This is a genomic window from Halorubrum kocurii JCM 14978 (assembly GCF_000337355.1).
In the GTDB taxonomy this organism is placed as follows: domain Archaea; phylum Halobacteriota; class Halobacteria; order Halobacteriales; family Haloferacaceae; genus Halorubrum; species Halorubrum kocurii.
The window spans coordinates 1-21,722 of the sequence record NZ_AOJH01000030.1 but is presented as its reverse complement, the minus strand read 5'-3'; the positions used below and the strand labels follow the sequence as shown (position 1 = coordinate 21,722).

Below are 21,722 nucleotides of genomic sequence, written 5' to 3'. Positions count from 1 at the left end.
TTATAAATAAATCCGCTGCGTCCACTCCGATCCGCCTCGTCGCCCGCGGAGGCGAGGATACAAATCCGCCCGCCGCCTTGCGCCGGTATGGTCACGTTCCTCGCCGGCGGCACGGGGACGCCGAAGCTCCTCGACGGGGCGACCCGCGTGTGGGACCCATCGGAGATCGCGGTCGTCGCCAACACCGGCGACGACGTCGAACTCGGCGGCCACCTCGTCTGCCCCGACCTCGACACCGTGCTGTTCGCCGGCGGCGGCGTCCTCGACCGCGAGACGTGGTGGGGGATCGCAGACGACACGACGGCGACTCACGAGGAGCTGCGCCGGCTCGCCGACGAGGTCGGACTCGAGACGGCCCCCCGGTACCTCGACGACGCCGCGCAGACGGCGGGCCGCGAGATCGCCCGCTGGCGGCGCTTCTCGGGCGTCGGCGAGTTCATGGAGATCGGCGACCGCGACCGCGCGGTCCACGTCACGCGCACGAGCCTGCTCGACGAGGGGCGCACGCTCACCGAGGCGACCCGAGTCCTCGCGGACGCCTTCGGCCTCGAGGTCGACCTCCTCCCGATGTCCGACGACCCGGTCGCGACGCTGATCCACACGGAGGCGGGCGAGACGATCCACTTCCAGGAGTACTGGGTCGCGCGCCGGGGCGAGCCGGCGGTCGACGACGTGGAGTTCCGGGGCGCGGCGGACGCGGAGCCGACCGCCGCCGTCCGCGAGGCGCTCGACGAGCCCGTGGTGGTCGGCCCCTCCAACCCCGTGACGAGCGTCGGCCCGATACTCGCCCCGCCGGGCGTCGAGGCGGCGCTGGCGGCGACGCCCGTAGTCGCCGTCTCGCCGTTCGTGGGCGACGAGGTCTTCTCGGGCCCCGCCGCCGAGCTGATGGCGGGCGTCGGGTACGAGCCCTCGACCGCGGGCGTCGCCGACGCGTACCCGTTCGCGGACGCGTTCGTCCTCGACGACGACGACCCGACCGAGCTTCGCGACCGTCGGGTCGAACGCACCGACACCCGCATCGACGACGCCGACGACGCCGAGCGCGTCGCCCGCGCCTGCGAGCGCGCGCTAGCGGCGGTGACGGGTTCCGACGCGGAGGTGGCGGAGTGACGGGGACCGGCGAGGGGGTCCCGCCACCGACCCCGTTCCTCGTCGCGGCCAGCCTCAGCGGCGCGGCCGACGCCGACTGGGCGCGCGCCGCCGCCCCGCACGTCGACGCCGCGGTGGTCGGGGGGATCGCCCTCGACCCGGCGAGCCGGGCCGCCGCGCGGGACCTCGTCGCCCGCGACCGCTCGGAGTTCCTCCCCGCGGACCCGATCGCGTGGATCGACCGCCAACTCGGCCTGCTCGCCGACACCCCCGTCTATGCCGGCGTCAACGTCCGGAGCGCGACCGTCGACCCGGTCCGCGAGGCGGCGGCGCTCTGCGCCGAGCGCGGCGCGGTCTGCGAGGTGAACGCGCACTGCCGACAGCCCGAGCTCCGCGCGGTCGGGTGCGGCGAGTCGCTCCTCCGAGACGCCGACCGGCTGACCGAGTACGTGGCCGCCGCCGCCGAGACCGGCGCGACGACGAGCGTGAAGGTCCGCGCCGAGGTCCCCGGCGTCGATCTCGTCGCCGTCGCGGACGCGGTCGCGGCCGCGGGCGCCGACTGGCTCCACGTCGACGCGATGGACTCGGAGTCGGTCGTCGGCGAACTCACCGCCGGCAGAGCGAAGACCGGGACCGAGCGCCCCAGAGGCGGGCTCACGGTGATCGCCAACAACGGCGTTCGAGGGAGGGAGACCGTCGCGGAGTACGCCGCGCACGGCGCGGACGCCGTGAGCGTCGGCCGGCCGAGCGAGCGCCCGCCGGCCCTGTCCCGCGTCGCCGACGCGGTGGCGGCGTGGCGGGAGGGGGAACTGCTCGGAGCGGGCTCGGGGGCTCCGCCGGAGGCGCCGCCGTGACGTCGACTCCCGTCGACGACGCGACGCTCGCGCTCCTGCTGGAGGTGGCCGGAACGCCGAAGCCCGGCAACGTCGACCGGCACCGGGACCTCGACGGCCTCAGGTTCGAGGCGTTCCTCGGCGGGGCGGTCGGCGCCCGCGAGGGCCTCGAACTGGCCGCGGACGGGACGACCGGGGTCGGCCGCGCCTTCGAGCGCGGCGTCTCGGGGATGGCGGCGCGAGCCGGGACGAACACCCAGTTCGGCTGCCTGCTCCTGCTCGTTCCGCTGGTGCGGGCGAGCGCCGAGGCCGAGGAGCCGGGCGGCGACCTCGCCCCGGCGGGCGTCGAACGGGTCGCCCGAGAGACGACCGTCGACGACGCGGTGGCGTTCTACCGGGCCTTCGAGCACGTCGACGTCGCGGTCGCCGACCCGCCGGCGGACGCCGCCGACCTCGACGTGCGTCGCGGGAGCGACGCGGCGCCCGCGCTCCGGGAGCGGGAGGCGACGCTCCGGGACGTGATGGCGCTTTCGGCCGGTCTCGGCGGCGACGACGACCGCGGCGACCCGGACCGAGTCCCCGACCGCAACGCGCGGGAGTGGGTCGAGGGATTTCCGCGGACGTTCCGCGCGGCCGAGTGGATCCTGAGCGACGAGGGCCCCCTGACCGACCGCGCGGCCCGGGCGTTCCTCGGGCTGCTCGCCGCCGAGCCAGACACGCTGGTCGCGGCGAACCGCGGCCCGGAGACCGCCCGCGAGGCCAGCGAGCGAGCCGCCGCGCTGCTCGGCGGCGCCGGCGCGCCCCCCGACGCCCTCGCCGGCGTCGACGCCGTCGACGCCGCCGCGGTCCGTGCGGCCGACCTCGGCGCCGCGGAGGAGCTGGCGACCGCGTTCGTCGACGAGGAAATAAACCCCGGGACGACCGCCGATCTCACCTGCGCGGCGCTGTACGTGGCCCTCCGACGCGGGGCGGAGGTGGCGCCGTGAGCGCCCCCGACCGCGATGACGGCGACGCCGTCACGCCCCCCGGCTGGCCGGTCGCGCTCCGCGGCGTCACCGAGTCGGTCGTGACGACGCTGGGGCCGAACGACCGCTGGAACGTCGCGGCGCTCGGGCTTCACGCGCCGGACGACCCGGGCGCCCCCGTCACCGCGCGGACCTACGGGCGCACCAGAACGTGGCGGAACTTCGCGGAGCGCGGCGGCGGCGTCGTACAGTTCACGACCGACCCGCGGACGTTCGTCGACGCCGCGCTGACGGTCCGGGAGGTCGACGACCCCGTCCTCCCGAGCGCCGACGCGTGGGTCGAGGTGACGGCCGAAGAGGTCGGGAGCGAGGTCGAGGGCGACACGACGGTCCGGACGTGGGCGCTCGACCCGGTCGAGCAGGCGGTCGTGAGCGAGCGCGTCCCGACGGTGAACCGGGGGTTCGGCGCGGTCGTCGACGCGACGGTGGCGGCCTCCAGACTGGACGTGACGGGGTTCGACACGGGGGAGCTCCTCGACCGGCTCCGGTACTTCGCGGACGTGGTCGAGCGGTGCGGCGGGCCGGCCGAGCGCGAGGCGTTCGCCGCGATCGACGAGGCGACGGGGTGGCGTGAGCGGGCAGAGAGTGACGAGAGGTGACTGTCGACCGAGAAGGCGGTCGACGCGAGCGCGCCTGCGGCCCGCTCGCGGCGTAACGAACCCTTTTAGTTCGGCCCGGCGGTATCGCTCGGTATGGCCATCAAACCCAAGTACATCAAGCAGCTCGGGAACGTCCTGCTTGAGCGGTACCCCGACTCGTTCAACACGGACTTCGAGACGAACAAGGAGAGCGTCACCGCGCTGACGACCGTCGAGTCGAAGGGCGTCCGCAACCGGATCGCCGGCTACGTCACCCAGAAGAAGGCGCAGGCGGCGCAGAAAGCCTAACTGGACCGAGTTTTCGACCGTTCGTTTCGCTCTCTCCGAGCCGCGGCGCTCGGTCTCATTGACCGCCTCCCCACGTTTATCGGGGGAGCCGCGGCCACCTCGTCGCGATGGACGCGCTGGTCCGACCCGTCGTCGATCCGGGGTTCGCGGCAGCGGCGCTGGCGTTCCTGTGCGGGGGCGTCGCGCTCGGGACCGCGAGCGGGCTGGTCCCGGGGCTCCACGCCAACAACTTCGCCCTCCTGTTGGCCGGGGTCGCGCCCTCGATATCCGCCGACCCGCTGCTCGTCGGCGTCGCGATGCTCGGCGCGGGCGTGGTCCACTCCCTGTCTCTTATACACATCTCTGATGGCGCGAGGNCGTGGTCGCCGGTCGCGGCCGCGAGGCGGTCAGACTGTCCGCGGTCGGATCCGGCCTGGCGGTCGCGCTCGCCGTCCCGCTGGCGGTCCCGATCACGTGGCTGATGATGCGGGGCTACCCCGTCGTTCGGGAACACCTCCCGCTGCTTCTGGGCGCAGTCGTCGCCTTCCTCGTGGTCACCGAATCCTCGAAACGGGCCGCGCTCGGAGGGCTCGTCGCCTTCCTCGCGAGCGCCGCGCTCGGGCTCGCGACGCTCGACGCCGACCCGGCGGCGCCCCTCGACGCCGGCGGGGTCCTCGTGCCGCTGTTCGCCGGGCTGTTCGGCGCACCGGTGCTCGTCGACGCGATGGGCGGCGGGGGCGTGCCGCCGCAGGCCGACGCCCGGATCGCGATGAGCCGCCGCGGGCTCGGCGTCAGCGCGGGCGGCGGGTCGCTCGCGGGCGCGGTCGTCGGGTACGTCCCGGGCGTCTCCGCGGCCATCGCCGCGGTCGCGGCGCTGCCGGCGGTCCCGCGCGACGAGTCGGACCGCGGGTTCGTCGTCGCCACGAGCGGCGCGAACACGGCCAACACGATATTCGCGCTGTTCGCGCTCGTCGCGCTCGGCACGCCGCGGACGGGGGTCACCGTCGCGATCGACCGCGCCGAGGTCCCCTTCGCGCTCCCGATCCTGCTCGTCGCGGCCGCGACCGCCGCGGCGTGCGGGTTCGCGCTCGTGTTGCTGGTCGGCGACGCCTACCTCCGCGTCGTCGGGAACGCGGACTACACGCGGCTCTCCGTTGGCGTACTGGGGCTGCTCGCTGGGCTCTCGTTCGCCTTCGCGGGAGCGTTCGGGGTCGGGGCGTTCGTCGTGGCCGGCGCGCTCGGGCTCGTCCCACCGCGGGTCGGCGCGCGGCGGGTCCACCTGATGGGGGTGTTGATCGGGCCGCTCATCGTCGGGTGATCCGCGGTATCGCGTCGCAATCGGCCGTACGGAGGGCGAGGGCAAAGAACAACGGTTAAAAGTCGCGCGGTGGTGGTTCAGTGTATGAGCGAGAGTGAAACGCAGGGCACCCGGCAGTGTGTCTCCTGTGGCATCCAGGTGGCCGGGATGAACGCCGCGCGGTTCTCCTGTCCCGACTGCGGGGAGACGATCCACCGGTGCGCCAAGTGCCGGAAGCAGAGCAACCTCTACGAGTGTCCCGACTGCGGCTTCCGAGGGCCCTGACAATGGGAGACGTCGCCGCCAAGATCAAGGTCATGCCGAACAGCCCCGACGTCGACCTCGACGACCTGCAGGACCGACTGGAGGAGTCGCTCCCGCAGGGCGCGAAGATCCGCGGCTTCCAGCGCGACGACGTCGCGTTCGGCCTCGTCGCCCTCCTTCCCACCGTCATCGTCCCCGACGGCGCGGGCGGCACCGAGGCCGTCGAAGAGGCGTTCACCGAAGTGGACGGCGTCGAGTCCGTCGCCGTCGAGAACGTCGGTCGCCTCTAGGCGAGCTCGCCGCCGGCGAGAGAGAAGCGATTTTTTAACGCTCGATCGTTCCGATACCGGAGAGCGGCAGCCGTCCCGTTCCCGTGGACGGAGGTCCGCGATCCGATCGCTCGGTTACGCGACGTTGTCTTCGATCCACTCGGAGAGGTCGTCGCCCGGGATGAACCCCTCGGCGCGCCGCGCGACGGGCTCGCCGTCGACGAACAGCACGAACAGCGGGACGCTGCGAACGTCGAACCGCTCGACGAGGGGCGGGTCGTCGCGGGGGTTCACCGTGGCGACGGCGAGGTCCAGCTCGCGAGCGACGTTGCCGAGGACGGGCTCCATGCTCGCGCAGATGCCGCAGCCGTCCGTGTAAAACTCAACCACGGCGGCGTCCGCGTCGGCGACGAACGCGTCGAGCGCGGCTTCGTCCTCGAGCGACACCGGTCGGCGGACGTCCGCAGACGCGTCGCTCGCGGAGGCGCCGTCACCCGACCCGGAGTTCTCGGGTTCGGTCTTGGATTCCATACACACTATTGTCGTCGAGCGGTGATAAAGGCTCGCGTCGGGAGCGCGACGAAACCGGCCTCAGCGGTCGAGGAGCCGTCGCAGCCGCCGGTGGACGGTGTCGGTGGGCCAGGAGGCCGTCGTGGTCTCGGTCGCGACGCCGAACGTCTCGACGGTGCGGCGGACGGTCGCGTCCGACCCGCCGCGCTGTCCCGCGAGGAACGCGTACGCCGCGATCTGGAGCTCGTACCGCCGTCGCGTCTCGGGCGTCGGCTCTGCGAGGGCGACCTTCACGTCGGTCACGAACCGCTCCCCGGTCGGGTACTCGACGACGAAGTCCGCCCGCCCGTGGATCTCGACCTCGAGACCGCCGACCTCTGCCAGTCCGTCCAGCGGTCGCTCGACCCCGACCGCGGTCGTCGGGTCCGCGATCCGCTCCCAGAGGTCGGAGCCGAGGAAGTCGTCGAGGACGCGCTCGAAGAAGGCGAACATCCCCTCGCGTTCGGCCCCCTCGACCGGTTTCTGAACCGCGTTCGCGGCCTCGTCGAACGCCGCGCGCACCTCGGGCCCCGCCGTTCGGATCGCGCGCTCGTCGACGCCGCGGACGACGAGTTCCGTGAGCGCGTCGTGGAGGCACGTCCCCACCTCCTCGGGGCCGAGTCGGTCGAAGGGCAGGGGGAGGTCGCCGGAGACCGCGTTCGTCGTCGTGTGCAGCGGCTCGCCCAACAGGTGGGCGAGCGCGTACCGGTCGACGTCCTCCGTCAGCGGGTACATCGTGCTGGGGCTCAGGAATCGGGGGACCCACGGATCGAGCCGATTGCGCCGCGGCGGGGCCTCGGCGACGTGATCGCGTCCCGTTCGCGGGGTCGGGCGATCGGGCCGGGCGAACAGGTCGACGTCGTTGACGCCGACCGCGATCGCCTTGCGGTTCGGATCCGCGTCGAGCGGCAGCTCGTAGGAGCCGGTCCCGCCGCGCGGGAACGACAGCCCGTCGCGGATCGCATCAAGCCACCGGTCCCGGGTCTGGTCCGCCCCCGCGTCCGAGCGGGGGAGCGGCACGACGAGGTGATCGCGCGCCCGGGTCAGCGCGACGTACAGCAGCCGCCACGCCTCAGCGCGCTCGTTTTCGGCGACGCGGCGAAGGCGGTCCGGGCCGACGAGCGCGTCGTCGGGCGCGGCGTCGCCCGCCGAGTCCCGCCAGCGAGCCGTCGCCCAGCGGAGCCCGGCGTCGCGGCCCCACCCGTCGCCGGCGTCGTACAGCCCGCCCTCGAACGGCGGGACGGGGACGTCGCCGGGCACGTCCGTGTTCGCCGGCGGGGCGAGCCCCGCGACCGCCCCCTGTGCGACGAATCGGCGGGCGTGGGGGCCGCGGGACCAGACGTCGAACCCGGGGTCGGCGACGACGACCACGTCGTCCTGATCCCCCTTGGCCCGATGGACCGTGCGGAACGCGACGTCGTACGCGGCCCCGGCCGCGCTCGGCTGCTTCGGCCCGATGCCGGGGTCCTCCCGGAACGGTTCCGCGAGGTCGACGAGCTCCGACGCCGAGGAGCGACCGTCGCCCTCCCACTCGGACACCGTCTCGACGAGGGCGTCCAGGTTCGCGACCCGCTGGGCCGGGTCGACCTCTGGGACGCACTCGTTCGGGTCGGCCCGCAGCGCGAGCGCCTCGATGACCTCCTCGACGGAGACGCTCGCCGGGAGCCGGCCGAACCCGTCGCTTCGGTCGCGGAGCCGGACGAGCCCGCGGAGAACCTCTCGCTGCGCGTCCGTGAGGTCGGCCCGACCGTCGTCGAGGACGCGGTCGAGGTCCCACGACCCCGCCTCGACGGGGGAGGCGTCGACGGCGTCGCAGAGCGGTGACTCGGTGAGGAGTTCGGCGGTGCGTCGGGGAGAGGCCGGCGCGATCAGCCACTCGACGACGGCGAGCGTCGTCTCGACGGCGGGGCAGTCGAACAGCCCGTCGGTCGAGGTCCGGACCCGGAGCCCCTCGGCGGTGAACGCCGCCTCGTACTCCGGCATCCGCGTCCCGCGGCGGAACAGCACCGTGACGCCGAGCGGGTCGCCGTCCTCGTCGCGGAACGTTCCGTCGGCGAGCCCCCGCGAGACGTGGGTCGCGAGCATGTTCGCCTCCCCGGCCTCGCCGTCGGGGTTCGCCCACGTCGCGGAGCCGGGGCGGCCGACCCCGGCGAACGAGGAGACGTGGACCGCCGGGTCGTCGCCGCCGTCGCGGGCCGCGTCCAACCGCGGGTACCCGGCGTTGAGGTCCCCGAGGCCCCCGCAGGCCGGGTCGGTAAACATCGGCTCGGCGACCGCGTTTATCGCCGCGGCGACGTCGGGCACGCACCGGTAGGTCGCTGTCGCGGTCCGGTTCTCGTGGGTGTCCCAGTCCACGCCGAGGTACGTCCCCTCGGTCGTCGCGGCGGCGAACCACCGCGGGTCGGCGTGCCGCCACAGGTAGATCCCCTGTCGGACGTCGCCGCAGGCGAACACGCGCGCGTCGCCCGTCACGAGGTGCGAGAGCGCGGCGTGCTGGACGGCCGAGACGTCCTGCGCCTCGTCGATGACCAGGCTCCGGATCCGCGACCGGTAGGTCCGACGGAGCCGGTCGCGGCGCGAGTCGTCGAGCGACCGGAGCGGCTCGGGGAGGTCGGGTCGCTCGCTCGGCCCGGCGAAGTACGCGTCCACGAGGTACGCGACGTCCGTGTGCGAGACGGCGCCGCGCTCCCGGACGGCGTCTCGGTAGCGGGTCCGGTACGCCGAGAGGGCGGCACAGAAGTCGTCGATGCGCGCGCCCCACGCGTCGTACAGCTCGCGGTCGGCGCCGACGAGGCGCTCTCGGTCCGAACCGGTCACCGCCTCGCGGACGCGGTCACCGGCTCCGGCGTCGGGCTCGTCGCCGGCAGCGTCTCCGCTTCCGGGTCTCCCGCTCCCCGCCTCCTCGCTCCCGTCCTTCTCGTTCCCGGCCTCCTCGCCGTCGACGAACCGCTCGACGGATCGGACGAGGTCGTCGAACGAGTCGGGTCTCCCGCCGGGGTACGTCGAATCGCGCGTCCGCTCCAGCGCCGACCGGAACGCCTCGGTCGAGAGGCGCCGGTCGCGGCAGTACGTCAGGGCGTCCGCCAGCATCTCGTCGACAGCGGCGTCGTACTCGCCGTCGGGGTAGGCGGCCTCGAGGTCGCGGAGGCGCCGAGCGTGTCCCGGGTCGTCGCGGAGCGACTCGTAGCAGTCGCGGTGGACCCGCTTCAGGAGCGCGTCGTTCCCGACCGACGGCGTCTCGTCGAAGCCGATGTCGCCGGCGAACTCCCGGAATATCCCGCGGAGGAGTCCGTCGACGGTGCCCGCGTATGGCGCCTGTCGGACGCGCTGTCGGAGGTATCGGAGCTCCTCCTCTGAGACGTCGAGCGCGGCGGGGACGAGGTCGTGCTCGACGAGCTCTCGCAGCCGATCGCAGATCGCCGGCACGATCTCGGCCGCCTCGTCGCGGTTGAACGAGACCACGGCGACGTGTTGCTCCGGGGTCGGGTCCCCGGCCGCGTATCGTCGGAGGACGTCCTCCGCGGCGACGTGGTGGGCGACGACCGATTTGCCGGCCCCCGGCACGCAGTCGAGGGTGAACAGCCCGCTGTCTGACGCGAAGTACGCCTCCCTGATCTCCTCCTGTGCGCCTCGCAGCCGGACGGGGTCGCCGTCGCCGACCCCGCCGCCGCCGTCACTCACGGTCTCCCTCCGGACTCCCGCGGGTGCCCCGGGGCTCGTCGGCGACGACCGCCCGCAGTTCCGGCGGGAGCCCTCGGTCCGCTCCGACCAATCGTCGCCGGGACTCCTCGGCGACTCGCCGCGTGTCGAGGTGATCGAGGAGCGGGGAGCGGGCCGCGTCCTCGCCGCCGGGCGTCCGGGTGTGTCGGGTGAGGACGACGCACCGCCCCGCCGCCCGGAGCGCGTCAACGAACTGGTCGCGGTCGCGGCCGCCGACCCACGCCGGCTGGGGGGCGAGAGACCCGGTCGTCCCCTCCCCCCGGAGGACCGCCTCCCGGAACTCCGGCGGCAGCACGGACCGCGGCGGCTTCGGCCACTCCTCGGCCGTCAGCCCGACGGCGATCACGTAGGGGACCTCGAGCGCCCAGACGTCGTTCGCCTCGAACACGTCGAGCGCGCGGGCGTTCGAGTGCTCCCGACGACCGGGGCGCTGCGTGGCGATCTCGCCGACGAGCTCGGCGACGTCGCCCCACAAGCGCTCCAGGGTCCCCGCGTCGAGCCGGTCGGCGAGCTTCCGTCGGAGCTGTCGGACGAGCGTTCGAACCCGCACGACCGCGCGCGCGTCCGTTTCGGTGTCGAGCAGCGCCGGCGAATCGGCGGCCTTCGTCTCCGGGAGCCCGCGATCGGCGTATCCGTCCACCGCCTCGCCGAGCAGCGAGGCGACCGACGACGGCTCCGGCGCCGGGGCGGCGTCGAGCCACTCCGCGAACCGCCGGACCCGGTCGTCCGCGTCCTCGGTCGACTCGATCGACTCGATCCACTCCGGGAGCGGTCGCGGGCCGTCCGGGAGGGCCTCCCGCGTTCGATGGACCGCCCGGGGTTCGATCGGCCAGTCCCCCGACGGGGTTTCGGAGTCCGCCGAACCCGACGGGGTCGGCGCGCCGCCCGAGCCCCCCGGCGACCACCGGAGTTCGAGCGGCCGTAACAGCGTCTCGCGGTCCGCGACGTCGCCGGACAGCGCCTCGCACACCGATTCGACGAGGGCGTACGGTCGGGTCCGCGTCACGCGGAACTGGGTCCAGAACACGGGCGCGACGTCGTACTGGAGCGCCGCCCGGAACAGCGGCTCCTCGTAGGGGTCGAGGTCGCGGGCGACGACCGCGATGTCCCTGACCGGAACGCCCTCCTCTCGGAGCGCGGCCGCCGCCGCCAGCGCGCTGCGCGCCTCGTCCCGGCGCGTCGGAGCGGCGATCTCGACCGTCGGCACGTCCGGCGCGTCGATCGGTGCCGAGAGCGCGAGTCGGTCTGCTGCCCTCATTCGAACGCCTCCGCCCCGGGATCGCTGACGGCGAGCAGGTCGGGAACCCGGCGCCGGAGGTACTCTCCGGTCCCCTCCCGGAAGTGGACGTGCACTTCGACTGGCGTGGCGGCCACCAGCCCGTGGACGAGGTCGGTGTGCGGCGCCGACAGGCTGCTGAGCCCGAGGAGCGTGAGCCGTTCGATGGCCGGGTACGCGTCGTCCCACGCCGACCCGTCCGTCGCCGTGATCGACCGCGTCGCCCGACGCAGGAGCGCCGTCTCCGAGACGGCGTCCGCGGTCCGGGACCGTAAGGCGCGTTCGACGCCGAGGCCGACGTCGAGGATCTCCGCGGCCTCGTCGTCGATCGGTCCGTCGAGGCCGGTGGCGGCGTCCGTCCAGCCGGCGATCCGCTCCGGGTGGAAGTTGGTGATCGACTCCACGTCGGCGCGCAGCTGCTCGACGCGCCGCGGGTCGCCCGGCGAGGCCCCCGGCGGGAGTGAGAGGCCCGGAGGGTCGTCGGAGCCCGCCGCTTCGAGGACGGACCGGATCAGCGAGAGGCGGTCGACCCGATCGACGGCCGCGGTCGACCGCCCCGCCGCCTCCAAGACGCGGCCGCCGATCGCCACCGGGTCCACGAAGCGGAAGGCGTCCGTCGGCAGCTCCGCCCCGCGGAGCCGGCGCTGGACGTTCCGCTGGTGGAGTTCGACGGGAGAGACGACGAGTTCGGTCGGGGTCGAACGGCGTCGGGCCCGCTCGAACAGCCGCTCCTCGTCGCCGACGTGAAGCGTGAGCCGGTCCGGGATTGCGTCGTCGCGTGTGTGCGTTCCGTCCATGGGTCCGGGTCGATTCCTCGTCAGATCCGACCGTACAGCGGCCTCCCTCGAACCATTGTCGGTCCCGGAGGCGGTTCGGCCCCGAACCGCCTCGGCCGCGAGGCAGCCCGCGACGGCCGGCCGCTCACGGCTCGGACCGACAGCGTCCGTTTATAAGTGAGCGGCGGACGGGCCTCACGGCCGCACCGGGGTCGGCGACGGTGACGGTTCGGTCGGTTTCGGCGCGCCGACCGGGCGATCTGTAGACGTTCGATCGGCGACGTGTTTTTATACGTCCGGTGAGCGTGATACGCCAACACGATGCCACGCGAACAGTACCAGACGAAACTGGAGGGGCTCCGCGACGACGTGCTGTACATGAGCGAGATCGTCGCCGAGCGGCTCCGGATGGGACTCAACGCCTTAGAGCAGCAGGACGGCGAACTCGGCGAGGAGGTCATTGCCGGCGACGCCGAGATCAACGACCTGTACCTCGAACTGGAGGGGCAGTGTACGGACCTCATCGCCCTCCAACAGCCGGTCGCGGGAGACCTGCGGTTCATCGCCGCCTCGTTCAAGATCATTACGGACCTCGAGCGGATCGCCGACCTCGCGACGAACCTCGGCGAGTACGCCAAGCAGGCGGACAAGGAGGTGTTCCCCGACGTCGACGTGCAGCGCATCGGCGACGACACGCTGGCGATGCTGGACGAGGCGATGGCCGCCTACGCCGAGTCCGACCCCGAGCGGTGTTTCGCGGTCGCCGAGGCCGACGACGACATCGACGCCGCCTGCGAGGCCGCGAGCGACCTGGTCGTGCGCGACCTGATCGAGCGCGACGAGCTCCGCGAGCAGGAGGACGTGGAAGGGACGATGCAGAACGTCTCGCGGCTCCTCCTCACGATCCGGGACCTCGAACGCGTCGGCGACCACGCGGTCAACATCGCGGCGCGCTCGCTGTACATGATCGAGAACGACGACGAGCTGCTGTACTGACCGCCGTCTCTCGGGGTCGCGGGCCTCGACGGGCCTCGACGGGTCTCCGAAATCTGTCCGTCACCGCCCCCGTCACCCGCCGACCTCCGTCACCTCCCCGCCCGCCTCCCTCCTCCCCGCCCACAGACCGATCCCGACGCCTACATACGCGGCCCCGACGAGTGACCGGCGTGAACACCTACACCACCGAGATCGACGTTCGCTTTCGCGACATCGACGCGATGGGGCACGTCAACAACGCCGTGTACGCGACGTACATCGAGCAGGCGCGGACCGAGTACTTCCGGGACGTGCTCGACGCCGACATCTCCTCGCTGGCGACGGTGTTGGCGTCGATGTCGGTCGACTTCCGGCGCCCGGTCGAGCTGACCGACGGGTCCGTCACCGTCGAGCTCGCGGTCGCCGACCTGGGAACCTCCAGCGTGACGATGACCCACGAGATTCGCACCGGCGGCGAGGTCGTCGCCGAGGCCGAGGCGACCCTCGTGAGCCTGGATCCGGACTCCGGGAAACCCGTCGCCATCCCCGACGAGCACCGGTCGACCATCGAGTCGTACCACGGGATCTGACGGTCGAGGGTCGGCCAGCTTGTCGATCCGTCCCTGCCGCACGCCGCCCTCCCGCCGGCGACACCCTACCTTCTTGCCGTCGCGCACCGATCGATCGGGTATGTCACTCCGACTGTACGCCCTCGACGGGTGTCCCTACTGCGAGGACGTGTCCGAGGCGCTCGACGAGGCCGGCGCCGCGTACGAGACCGAGTGGGTCGACGCGCTCCACTCCGACCGCGACGAGGTGAAGCGAGTCAGCGGCCAGCGCGGCGTTCCCGTCCTGATAGATGAGGAGCGCGGCGTGACGATGTCGGAGAGCGCGAACATCCTGGAGTACGTCGAGCGGAGCCTCGCATGACCATCTACACCGGACGCGGCGACGAGGGCGACACCGACCTCCGGGACATGAGTCGGGTGTCGAAGGCGAGTCCCCGGATCGAGGCGTACGGAACCGTCGACGAGGCGAACGCGCTGCTCGGGACGGTGCGCCCGACCGGCCACGACGACCTCGACGACCTCCTCGAAACGGTCCAGAACCACCTCCACATCGTGCAGGCGGACCTGGCGAACCCGGATCCGGACCCCGACGACCCCGCCGTCGAGCTCGGCCATGTCGAGACGCTCGAAGAGCGGATCGACGCGCTCGACGAGGAGCTGGAGCCCCTTCGCTCGTTCATCCTGCCCGGCGGCGGCGAGGCGGGCGCCCGCCTCCATCACGCGCGCACGGTGACCCGGCGGGCGGAGCGCCGGGTCGTCGAACTGGCGCGGTCGGAGCCGATCAACGAGGCAGTTGTCACCTACCTCAACCGGCTCTCCGACCTGCTGTTCACGCTCGGTCGCGTCGCGAACGCGCGCGACGGCGAGCGCGAGGAGTCGCCCTCGTACTGATTCTCGTCGGTCCGTTACCGTCCTCCGAGTTTTCCGACGCGGAGCCGCGCGAAGGGATCGACCCGAAGCGGCGGCGGGGCGACGCCGACGAAGCGACGCCGACGAAGCGACAACGACGGAGCGACGATGACACCAATCTGACCCCGCACTGACGCCACAAAGAATATATCCGTCGCATCCCAAAGGACAGATATGAGCAAACACTTCGAAGACGCACGGTACTACCTGGGTCGCGCGGCGGAGCACGCGAAGGCGGGCGTGAAAGAGGAGCTCGAGCCGATCGAGGCGCGAGTGAAGGACCTCGTCGGCATCGAAGACGAGGAGGAGGAGCCGGAGCCGTCGCGGCTCGACCAGTTACAGGTCGATTTGAAGAAGTTGGAGGAGCGCGCGGAGGGCGAAGCCCGCGAGGCGGTCGCATCGGCGCGCGAGCGCGTCGCCGAATACCGCGGCCGCGACGCCGCCAAGGCGGAGTAGGGCGGCCGGGTCGGACGCGGCGAGTCGCTTTTTAACGCGCGTCACCGGCGGAGAGCCGCTCGGCCGCCGGCACCACCGCGTACTCGATCCCTTCGCGCTCGAACAGCCTCCGCACTCGCTCGATCCCCGCTTCGGCGTCGACGTCGGTCGCGCGGTAGTGTCGGATCGGGTGGCGGATCCACGAGGGCTCCCAGTGCGCGTACACGTCTGTCGTCTCACGGGTCGGCCCGACGAACAGCGCGAGGTGGAGCTGTCGGTCGCTCGCGAGCGCGCCCTCGGGGTACCGGACCCAGCTCGCGATCGATGTCTCGGACGGTGCGGCGTAGTCCCGGAACTTGAGCGACGAGACGAGGTTGCGGACGAAGCCGAGGCGGTGGAGCCGCGCCTCGACGATCGGGTACGGCTCCCGGAGCGTGAGCGCGTACTGGTCGCGCGGCGTCTCTCGCTCCGCGTAGAGGCCGATCGCCGACAGCGGGAGGTGGAGTAGACTCGCCGCGTGCTGGCGAAGGCGTTCGAGGAAGCGGAGTTCGTGAGTCACGGCGGGTCCATTCGGGCGCTCGGCGAATGAATCTTCGCCGTAAGGTAACTCTTAAGTCCGGAGGTCGGATACGTCGACACGAGCGGGTTGGTGGTCTAGCCAGGTTATGACGGCTCCTTCACACGGAGCAGGTCGGCGGTTCGAATCCGCCCCAACCCATCCGCTTTCCTGACGTTCGTGAAGGAGCTATAAAATAGGTCGGCGTGCCCGCCGAGCGGAGCGAGGCAGGAAGCGCCGGACGACCGGAGGGAGTCCGCCAGCGTTCGAATCCGCTCTGCCCCGGTTCCGCGACCGCGACGCGGTCACGCCTCCCGTTCGAACTCCGGATCGAACAGCCGCGCGGACATCGGCGCCGGGTCGCCGTCGGTGAGGTTGTACGCCGAGAAGTCGGTGACGCCCGCCTCGCGGAGCAGGTCCTCGTCGTAGAAGCTGTTGCCCGTACACTCGGACGGGTCGCGCGCGAGGATCTCGAGGACCGCGTCGGAGACGACCTCCGGGGCGCGCCAGTCGTCCTCGGTCCCGAGCCCGAAGTAGCGCGTCGCGCGGGTGTCGATGGTCGTCACCGGCCAGAACGTGTTACAGCCGACATCGTCGCTCGCCAGCTCCTCGGCGAGCGAGAGCGTGATGAACGACATCCCGAGCTTCGACCACGCGTACGGCGCCTTCCCCGGCGAGCGGTCGGTCACGATCGGCGGCGAGTTCGACAGCAGCCACGCCTCGTCGAGCCCCGCCAGGTGGTCGGCGAACGCGTGCGCGACGAGGTGGGTCCCGCGGACGTTCACCTCGGTCAGGAGGTCGAACCGGTTGGCGGGCAGGTCGGCGACGTTCGCCAGCTGGATGGCGCTCGCGTTGTTGATGACGATGTCCACCTCGCCGAAGCGGTCGATCGCCTCCTCAACGACCGCCGCGACGCGAGCCTCGTCGCGGAGGTCGAGTTCGAGCGCGAGCGCCTCGACCCCGCGGTCGCGCACCTCGCGGGCCGTCTGCTCGACCGAGCCGTCGAGCTCGGCGTCGTCGTCGTCGGTCGTCTTGCCCGTCGAGACGACGTTGCAGCCGCGGTCGGCGAGCGCGAGCGCGATCTGTTTGCCGATGCCGCGAGTCGTTCCGGTGATGAACGCCGTCGAACCTGAGAGGTCCGGGTCCGCGAGTACCATGGTCAAGCTTCGACCGACCGAGGGATAATCCCCGGTGTCCGAGTCGCGCGCCCGGTGGGGTGCGGACGTGACGTGCCCGGGGCGGCTACGCCGTCGAGACGTGCCCGGGGCGGCTACGCCGTCGAGACGCGCCACGTCGTCGCGCCGGTGTACGACCACTTCTCGATCTCGAGGTCCGATGCCGACCGCTGGAGCTGCACGATCAGCGCGCCGATCTCCTTCGGGGAGAGGTCCACGTCGTCGGCGATGAACTTCGCCTTGAAGTACGTCTCGCCGTCCGCCGCCTCCTCGCGCAGGAACGCGGCGAGGCGGTCGGCCTTGGAGGCGGTCGATTCGGTGGACTGGTCAGCGGACTGCTCGGTCGTCTGCGCGGGAGGTTGGGTGGTGCTCATGGGTCGGTGGAGGGGGTGTCGTTGGGGAGACCGTCGGTGGAGGGGCTGTTGTGCTCGTGACCGATCACGACGCACGCCATGTGAACGGCGATGAGCGCGAGCGCGCTCCACGCGCTCTCGAAGCCCATCGCGCCGGACGCCGCGGGAACGTACGCGAGCGGGAGGGCGATCGCGGCCCAGAACGCCGCGGCGCGGACGCCCGCGATCGCTTTGGTCCGGCAGGCGGTCGACAGGCGTGAGCCGATCCGAATCGGTGCTTGGATCGATGAGGGGGACGTTTGGCTTGACATGGGGAACACCGTCTTCGCTCGACGCGTGGAGCGCCGATCGCATATAAGCGCCAGAGCGTTGTCCCGTGTTCAGCCGGATTAACGACCGCTGCAGTGATTTCTGGATCGTTCACCGGTTTTATCGACCGTTTAAAAATAATTCAGATACTCTTAGAACATTTATCGGCGCTTCTAAAGACGTATCTGGGGGCGGATCTCTCGGCCTCGAAGGGCGCCGGTGAAACACCGGATTCCCACCGGCGGCGGGCGCATTCACCGCGGGCGTCGAACCGCGCGCGCTCGGAACCGGTCACTCGTCCGCCGCGCGGACTCGGTCTGCGATCGCCGCGGCGCTCCGGAACTCGGCGTCCGAGTGCGCGATAACCCGGGCGTCCGTCAGCGCCGCCGGCTCGTACGCGCCGATCGTCTCGCAGACGCACCGGGCCCCCACCTCGAAGTCGAGACCGGCGGCACCGGTGCCGAGGACCGGTACGACGACCGATTCACAGTCGAGGTCGTCGGCCTTCTCCAACGCGTTTCGGGCCGCGTCGCGGACGGACTCGGCCGTCGCGCGACCGTCTCCGTAGTGCGGCATCGCGGCGGCGTGGATGACGTGGTCGGCGGCGAGGTCGTACGCGTCGGTGACCGCGACGCCTCCGAGGTCGACCGGACCCTTCGAGACGGCCTCGTCGTGTATCGGCCCGCCGGCGTTTCGGCGGAGCGCACCGACGACGCCGCTCCCCATCCGCAGGCTAGTTCCGGCGGCGTTCACGAGCGCGTCCGCGCGCTGTGCGGCGATGTCCCCTTGGATCACGGCGAACTGCATGTGCGGCGCTTTCGTCGACAGGCCGTTGACGTTGACGGCCGGGCGGGGTCCGCGAAGCGGAGCGGAGCCGTGAGTAAGCCATATTACGGTCTGGCGGCTACGTCGCGGTATGACGACCGTTCGACGGCGCGGTCTGCGTACGACCGGAGCGGGAGGGAAGCGGCCGTGAGCCACCACCTCGACGAGATCGACCGTCGGATACTGCACGCGCTGATGACCGACGCGCGAAACACGTCGGCACCGATGATCGCGGAGGACCTGAACGTGTCCCCGGCGACGGTCAGGAACCGGATCGAGCGGTTGGAGGAAGAGGGCGTGATCCGCGGGTACACCGCCATCGTCGACTTCGAGCAGGCTGGCGGCCGCCTCACGTCGGTGTTCATGTGCACCGTTCCGGCCGACGAGCGAGAACGACTGGCGCTGGCGGCGCGGTCGATCCCCGGCGTGATCAACGTCCGGGTGTTGATGGCGGGGCGACGCGACCTCCAGGTGGTCGCGGTCGGCGAGGAGACCAGCGACCTCCGGGAGATCGCCCGAGAGCTCTCGGGCCTCGACATCCGCATCGAGGACGAGGAGCTGCTCCAGACCGAGCTGCACACGCCGTACTCGCGGTTCCTCTCCGACGACGCCGAGCGCCCCGTGGTCACCGACACCGTCACGCTCGCCGACGGGACCGCGGTGATCGAGGTGTGCGTGACGGACGAGGCGCCGATCGTCGGCCTCACGCCGGCCGAGGCCCGTGACGAGGGGATCCTCTCCGCGGACACGGTCGTGACGTCGATCGAGCGCGAGGGGTCGATCATCCACCCCGCCGACGAGACGACCGTCCGGCCGAACGACGTGGTGACAGTGCTCCCGAAGGACGCGTCGGAGGAAGGGCACCTGGCCGCGTTCGTCGCGTCCGAGGAGCCCGCCGACTCGGCGGCTCCCTGACCCCGCCCGCTTTTTAGCCTCGGCGGTCGAGTTTATCCCATGGGAGACACGATCCTCGTTCCGATCGAACTTCCGGACCCGGAACCGCTGTCGCCGGTGTTGATCGACGACCTGTCGTCGCTCGACGTCGTGGTGCTCGGACACTACGACCTGCCCGAACAGACGCCGGTCCGGTCGGCCCGCGAGCAGTTCGAGGACGAAGCGCGGGCGACGCTCGACGAGGTCGCGGACCAGTTCGCCGAGGCGGGGGCGACCGTCAGGACCCGGTTGGTGTTCGGGAAGGACCGGCAGACGGCGATCCGGCAGGTCGCCGTCGAGGAGGAGTGCGCAGCGGAGCTCGACCCCGCCCCGACCGACGGGATCGACCGGATTCTCGTTCCGATCCCGGACGTCGCGGAGTTCGACCGCCTTCCCGCGTTCATTCGGGTTCTCGCCGAGGACACCACGCAGCGCATCACGCTGTTCCACGTCGTCGAGGGGGAGGAGTCCCGGGACCGCGGAGAGCGGATCGTCGCGGAGACCCGTGAGAAGCTGGTCGATGCGGGGTTCGACCCCGAATCGGTGGACACCCGCGTGGCGGAGGGCGACGAGCACGACGACGAAATTCTGCGCGTGGCCGACGAGTACGACGCAGTCGTGATGTACGAGGCCGAGTCGCGGCTCGGCGATCGGGTGTTCGGGACGCTGCCAGACCGGATCGCGAACAACACCCGCGACCCGGTGATCGTCGTCAACCGGGACTACTGACCGGGCCGAGTCCCCCGGCTCCGCGCGCCGTTTCCGAGTCGAGGGGTCCGACCAGGGTTCCGCTCGGCGGCGGCCGCCGGCCGCCCCGGCGACTTCCGCCGGTCACTCCGGTTCCGTCGAAGCGATTCCGTCGTCCTCCTCCCCGCGGCGGGCCCGGAGGATCGACCCGACCGCTCCGGTCCGATCGGTCCTGGACCGCCCGTAGACGAGGTACACGAGCGCGCTCCCGGCGATGATCCCGGCCGCCCCGAGGATGGGGACCGTTCCCATCTGCGTGAGCAGTCCCAGTCCCGCGAGGAAGCCGAACAACTGAACGAACGGGTAGCCGGGCGCCGTGAACTCGGGTTCGTACGACGGCACGTCGGCCTCTCGGAACGCGATCAGGGAGACGTTGATGATCGAGAAGACGAGGATCTGAAACGCGCTCGCGAGCTTCGCCAACTCGATCACCGGGACGAACGCGATGAGCAGCAGCAGCACAACTCCGGTGAGCAACACCGAGTTCCGGGGCGTTTTGAACCGCTCGTCGATGGTCTGTAGCGCCGGAGGGAGCAGCCTGTCTCGGCTCATCGCGAGGGGGAATCGCGACGAAGACAACACTCCCGCGTTCGCCATACTCGTGAGGGCGATAACGGCGATCACAGAGATCACAACCACGCCGAATCCGCCGAGCAGCGCCCCCGCACCGTCGGCCATCGGCGTGAGCGACGCGGTCCCGTCGGGACCGCCCGTCTTCAACACCTCCGGGTCGGCGAGTCCGATGATCGCGCCCACGACGGCGACGTAGAGGACCGTCATGACGGCCATCGATCCGAGCATCGCGCGCGGGAGGTTTTTCCCCGGGTCCTTCACCTCCTCCGCGACGCTCGCGATCTTCGTGACGCCCGCGTACGAGACGAAGACGAAGGCGGCGGCGGTGATGACCCCGCCGCTTCCGTCCGTCGTGAAGGGGGTGTATCGGCCGGTGTCGGCGACGAAGCCGGCGTTGACGACGTACGCGAGCAGGCCCGCGACGACCAGCGTGACGATGACCGCCTGTATCTGGCCGCTCATCTTCGTCCCCGAGATGTTCAGGGCGACGACGAACACGGCAAGCGCCAACGCGACGTACACCACCGCGCCCTGCGAGAGCGGGGCGAAAAGCAGCAGGTACGCGCCGAGTCCGACGAGCGCGAACGAGCTCTTGAACACCAGCGAGAACCACGCGCCGACACCGGCGATCGTCCCGAACAGCGGTCCGAGCGCCCGGTCGATGTAGAGGTACGTCCCGCCGGACTCCGGCATCGCCGTCGCCATTTCGGCTTTCGACAGCGCCGCCGGCAACACGACGAGCGCGGCCAACACGTACGCGAGGATCACCGCGAGACCCGCTTTTTTATAACCCAGTGCCGGGAGCACGAAGATCCCGCTCCCGATCATCGCGCCCATACTGATCATCATCGTCGGGTACAACCCGAGGCTTCGATCCAAGTCGTGTCCGGCCATGCTTCTATCGCGTTATTATCTCTAGATACTGATGTATGCTTCGGAATACGGAATTTATAGCCAATAGATTGTTCATACCTGAACGCTGCCGAGCATTTAAAACCGATACGGAGGGGACCGCGACGGCGAGACCAACCCGGAGCAGGACCGTCGTCCAAGGTTACTCCCCACGCCTTCTAACGCGTGCAGGGCGGGCGGGGGAGCAGTCGCTTCCGAGCCGGCGATCAGACGCCGTTTAAAAATCGTGGGTCAGGCAGTCGCCGCTACGAGTCGTCGGACTTCTTCTCGTCGGATGTCTTCTCGTCGACGGTCTTTTCGACAGTCTCCTCGACCTTTTCATCGACGGTCTCTTCGACTTTCTCGCCCACTGTCTCCTCGACCTTCTCGTCCATCGTCTCTTCGACTTTCTCGCCCACTGTCTCCTCGACCTTCTCGTCCATCGTCTCCTCGACCTTCTCGTCCATCGTCTCCTCGACCTTCTCGTCCATCGTCTCCTCGACCTTCT

General features: G+C 71.2%; 24 protein-coding genes, 1 tRNA gene and 2 pseudogenes. 16 read left to right on the top strand and 11 right to left on the bottom strand.

Features of this window, described 5'->3' with window-relative positions:
• Positions 1-87 precede the first annotated feature (87 nt).
• The 8 genes and pseudogenes from cofD (at position 88) to C468_RS03915 (ending at position 5,664) form a co-directional block, all read left to right on the top strand.
• Positions 88-1,110, top strand: coding sequence for a 2-phospho-L-lactate transferase (gene cofD / locus C468_RS03950; RefSeq protein ID WP_008847577.1), 1,023 nt, complete (start codon positions 88-90; stop codon positions 1,108-1,110).
• Positions 1,107-1,943 carry a tRNA-dihydrouridine synthase gene (locus C468_RS03945; RefSeq protein WP_008847576.1) on the top strand — a complete coding sequence of 279 codons (837 nt, stop codon included), beginning with the start codon at positions 1,107-1,109 and terminating at the stop codon, positions 1,941-1,943. The genes cofD and C468_RS03945 overlap by 4 nt, the downstream gene beginning before the upstream one ends.
• Positions 1,940-2,908 (top strand): triphosphoribosyl-dephospho-CoA synthase, encoded by a 969-nt coding sequence (locus C468_RS03940; RefSeq protein ID WP_049911990.1) that lies wholly within the window; start codon positions 1,940-1,942, stop codon positions 2,906-2,908. The genes C468_RS03945 and C468_RS03940 overlap by 4 nt, the downstream gene beginning before the upstream one ends.
• The gene (locus C468_RS03935; protein ID WP_008847574.1) at positions 2,905-3,546 is read left to right on the top strand and encodes a DUF447 domain-containing protein; all 642 of its coding nucleotides are present in this window, start codon (positions 2,905-2,907) and stop codon (positions 3,544-3,546) included. The genes C468_RS03940 and C468_RS03935 overlap by 4 nt, the downstream gene beginning before the upstream one ends.
• 93 nt (positions 3,547-3,639) lie before the next feature.
• Positions 3,640-3,834, top strand: coding sequence for a 30S ribosomal protein S17e (locus C468_RS03930; protein WP_008007028.1), 195 nt, complete (start codon positions 3,640-3,642; stop codon positions 3,832-3,834).
• Positions 3,835-3,941: 107 nt separating this feature from the next.
• Positions 3,942-5,131: pseudogene (locus C468_RS03925) on the top strand (tripartite tricarboxylate transporter permease).
• Between the two features lie 84 nt (positions 5,132-5,215).
• Positions 5,216-5,395, top strand: coding sequence for an HVO_2753 family zinc finger protein (locus C468_RS03920; RefSeq protein ID WP_004047107.1), 180 nt, complete (start codon positions 5,216-5,218; stop codon positions 5,393-5,395).
• 2 nt (positions 5,396-5,397) lie between these two features.
• Positions 5,398-5,664: an elongation factor 1-beta gene (locus tag C468_RS03915; protein ID WP_008847573.1), complete on the top strand. Its 267-nt coding sequence runs from the start codon at positions 5,398-5,400 to the stop codon at positions 5,662-5,664.
• Between the two features lie 114 nt (positions 5,665-5,778).
• On the opposite strand, the gene C468_RS03910 is transcribed toward C468_RS03915, so the two are convergent.
• Genes C468_RS03910 through C468_RS18780 form a run of 4 tightly spaced genes read right to left on the bottom strand, consistent with a single transcriptional unit; the run spans position 5,779 to position 11,985 of the window.
• Positions 5,779-6,174, bottom strand: coding sequence for a thioredoxin family protein (locus tag C468_RS03910; protein WP_008847572.1), 396 nt, complete (start codon positions 6,172-6,174; stop codon positions 5,779-5,781).
• 60 nt (positions 6,175-6,234) lie between these two features.
• On the bottom strand, positions 6,235-9,873 hold the full coding sequence (locus tag C468_RS03905) for a UvrD-helicase domain-containing protein (RefSeq protein WP_008847571.1): 3,639 nt from the start codon (positions 9,871-9,873) through the stop codon (positions 6,235-6,237).
• Positions 9,866-11,170 (bottom strand): hypothetical protein, encoded by a 1,305-nt coding sequence (locus tag C468_RS03900; protein WP_049911982.1) that lies wholly within the window; start codon positions 11,168-11,170, stop codon positions 9,866-9,868. The genes C468_RS03905 and C468_RS03900 overlap by 8 nt, the downstream gene beginning before the upstream one ends.
• Positions 11,167-11,985: a hypothetical protein gene (locus C468_RS18780; protein WP_193788242.1), complete on the bottom strand. Its 819-nt coding sequence runs from the start codon at positions 11,983-11,985 to the stop codon at positions 11,167-11,169. The genes C468_RS03900 and C468_RS18780 overlap by 4 nt, the downstream gene beginning before the upstream one ends.
• Positions 11,986-12,285: 300 nt before the next feature.
• Here C468_RS18780 and phoU point away from each other — a divergent pair, with 300 nt between their 5' ends.
• The 5 genes from phoU to C468_RS03870 all read left to right on the top strand — a co-directional run bounded on the left by phoU (position 12,286) and on the right by C468_RS03870 (position 14,873).
• Positions 12,286-12,960 (top strand): phosphate signaling complex protein PhoU, encoded by a 675-nt coding sequence (phoU, locus tag C468_RS03890; RefSeq protein ID WP_008847570.1) that lies wholly within the window; start codon positions 12,286-12,288, stop codon positions 12,958-12,960.
• Positions 12,961-13,130: 170 nt separating this feature from the next.
• Positions 13,131-13,529 carry an acyl-CoA thioesterase gene (locus tag C468_RS03885; protein ID WP_049911980.1) on the top strand — a complete coding sequence of 133 codons (399 nt, stop codon included), beginning with the start codon at positions 13,131-13,133 and terminating at the stop codon, positions 13,527-13,529.
• Positions 13,530-13,629: 100 nt separating this feature from the next.
• Positions 13,630-13,869 (top strand): glutaredoxin family protein, encoded by a 240-nt coding sequence (locus C468_RS03880; protein ID WP_008847568.1) that lies wholly within the window; start codon positions 13,630-13,632, stop codon positions 13,867-13,869.
• Positions 13,866-14,399, top strand: coding sequence for a cob(I)yrinic acid a,c-diamide adenosyltransferase (locus C468_RS03875; RefSeq protein WP_008847567.1), 534 nt, complete (start codon positions 13,866-13,868; stop codon positions 14,397-14,399). Before C468_RS03880 ends, C468_RS03875 begins: the two co-directional genes overlap by 4 nt.
• A 192-nt stretch (positions 14,400-14,591) precedes the next feature.
• Entirely contained in the window at positions 14,592-14,873 is a 282-nt protein-coding gene (locus C468_RS03870; protein WP_008847566.1) for a DUF7553 family protein, read from the top strand.
• 31 nt (positions 14,874-14,904) lie between these two features.
• Here the strand turns inward: C468_RS03870 and C468_RS03865 are convergent, their stop codons facing one another.
• A complete protein-coding gene (locus C468_RS03865) occupies positions 14,905-15,411 on the bottom strand; it encodes a hypothetical protein (RefSeq protein ID WP_008847565.1) in 507 nt (168 codons plus the stop codon).
• Between the two features lie 84 nt (positions 15,412-15,495).
• Between C468_RS03865 and C468_RS03860 the strand changes: the two genes are divergently transcribed.
• Positions 15,496-15,570, top strand: a tRNA-Val gene (locus tag C468_RS03860).
• Positions 15,571-15,713: 143 nt separating this feature from the next.
• Here the strand turns inward: C468_RS03860 and C468_RS03855 are convergent.
• The 4 genes from C468_RS03855 to C468_RS03840 all read right to left on the bottom strand — a co-directional run bounded on the left by C468_RS03855 (position 15,714) and on the right by C468_RS03840 (position 18,052).
• Complete coding sequence (locus tag C468_RS03855) at positions 15,714-16,565, bottom strand: SDR family oxidoreductase (RefSeq protein WP_008847564.1); 852 nt, start codon at positions 16,563-16,565, stop codon at positions 15,714-15,716.
• 113 nt (positions 16,566-16,678) lie between these two features.
• Positions 16,679-16,957: a DUF7123 family protein gene (locus C468_RS03850; protein ID WP_008847563.1), complete on the bottom strand. Its 279-nt coding sequence runs from the start codon at positions 16,955-16,957 to the stop codon at positions 16,679-16,681.
• On the bottom strand, positions 16,954-17,247 hold the full coding sequence (locus C468_RS03845) for a hypothetical protein (protein ID WP_008847562.1): 294 nt from the start codon (positions 17,245-17,247) through the stop codon (positions 16,954-16,956). The genes C468_RS03850 and C468_RS03845 overlap by 4 nt, the downstream gene beginning before the upstream one ends.
• Before the next feature lie 289 nt (positions 17,248-17,536).
• On the bottom strand, positions 17,537-18,052 hold the full coding sequence (locus C468_RS03840) for a macro domain-containing protein (protein WP_008847561.1): 516 nt from the start codon (positions 18,050-18,052) through the stop codon (positions 17,537-17,539).
• Positions 18,053-18,217: 165 nt separating this feature from the next.
• On the opposite strand from C468_RS03840, the gene C468_RS03835 reads away from it, so the two are divergent.
• Both C468_RS03835 and C468_RS03830 read left to right on the top strand, forming a co-directional pair.
• A complete protein-coding gene (locus tag C468_RS03835; protein WP_008847560.1) occupies positions 18,218-18,985 on the top strand; it encodes an Lrp/AsnC family transcriptional regulator in 768 nt (255 codons plus the stop codon).
• A 39-nt stretch (positions 18,986-19,024) separates the two neighbouring features.
• Positions 19,025-19,732 (top strand): universal stress protein, encoded by a 708-nt coding sequence (locus C468_RS03830; RefSeq protein WP_008847559.1) that lies wholly within the window; start codon positions 19,025-19,027, stop codon positions 19,730-19,732.
• A 102-nt stretch (positions 19,733-19,834) separates the two neighbouring features.
• Here the strand turns inward: C468_RS03830 and C468_RS03825 are convergent, their stop codons facing one another.
• On the bottom strand, positions 19,835-21,217 hold the full coding sequence (locus tag C468_RS03825) for an APC family permease (protein WP_008847558.1): 1,383 nt from the start codon (positions 21,215-21,217) through the stop codon (positions 19,835-19,837).
• Between the two features lie 263 nt (positions 21,218-21,480).
• Positions 21,481-21,722 (bottom strand): annotated as a pseudogene (locus C468_RS03820) (hypothetical protein); the annotation flags it as partial.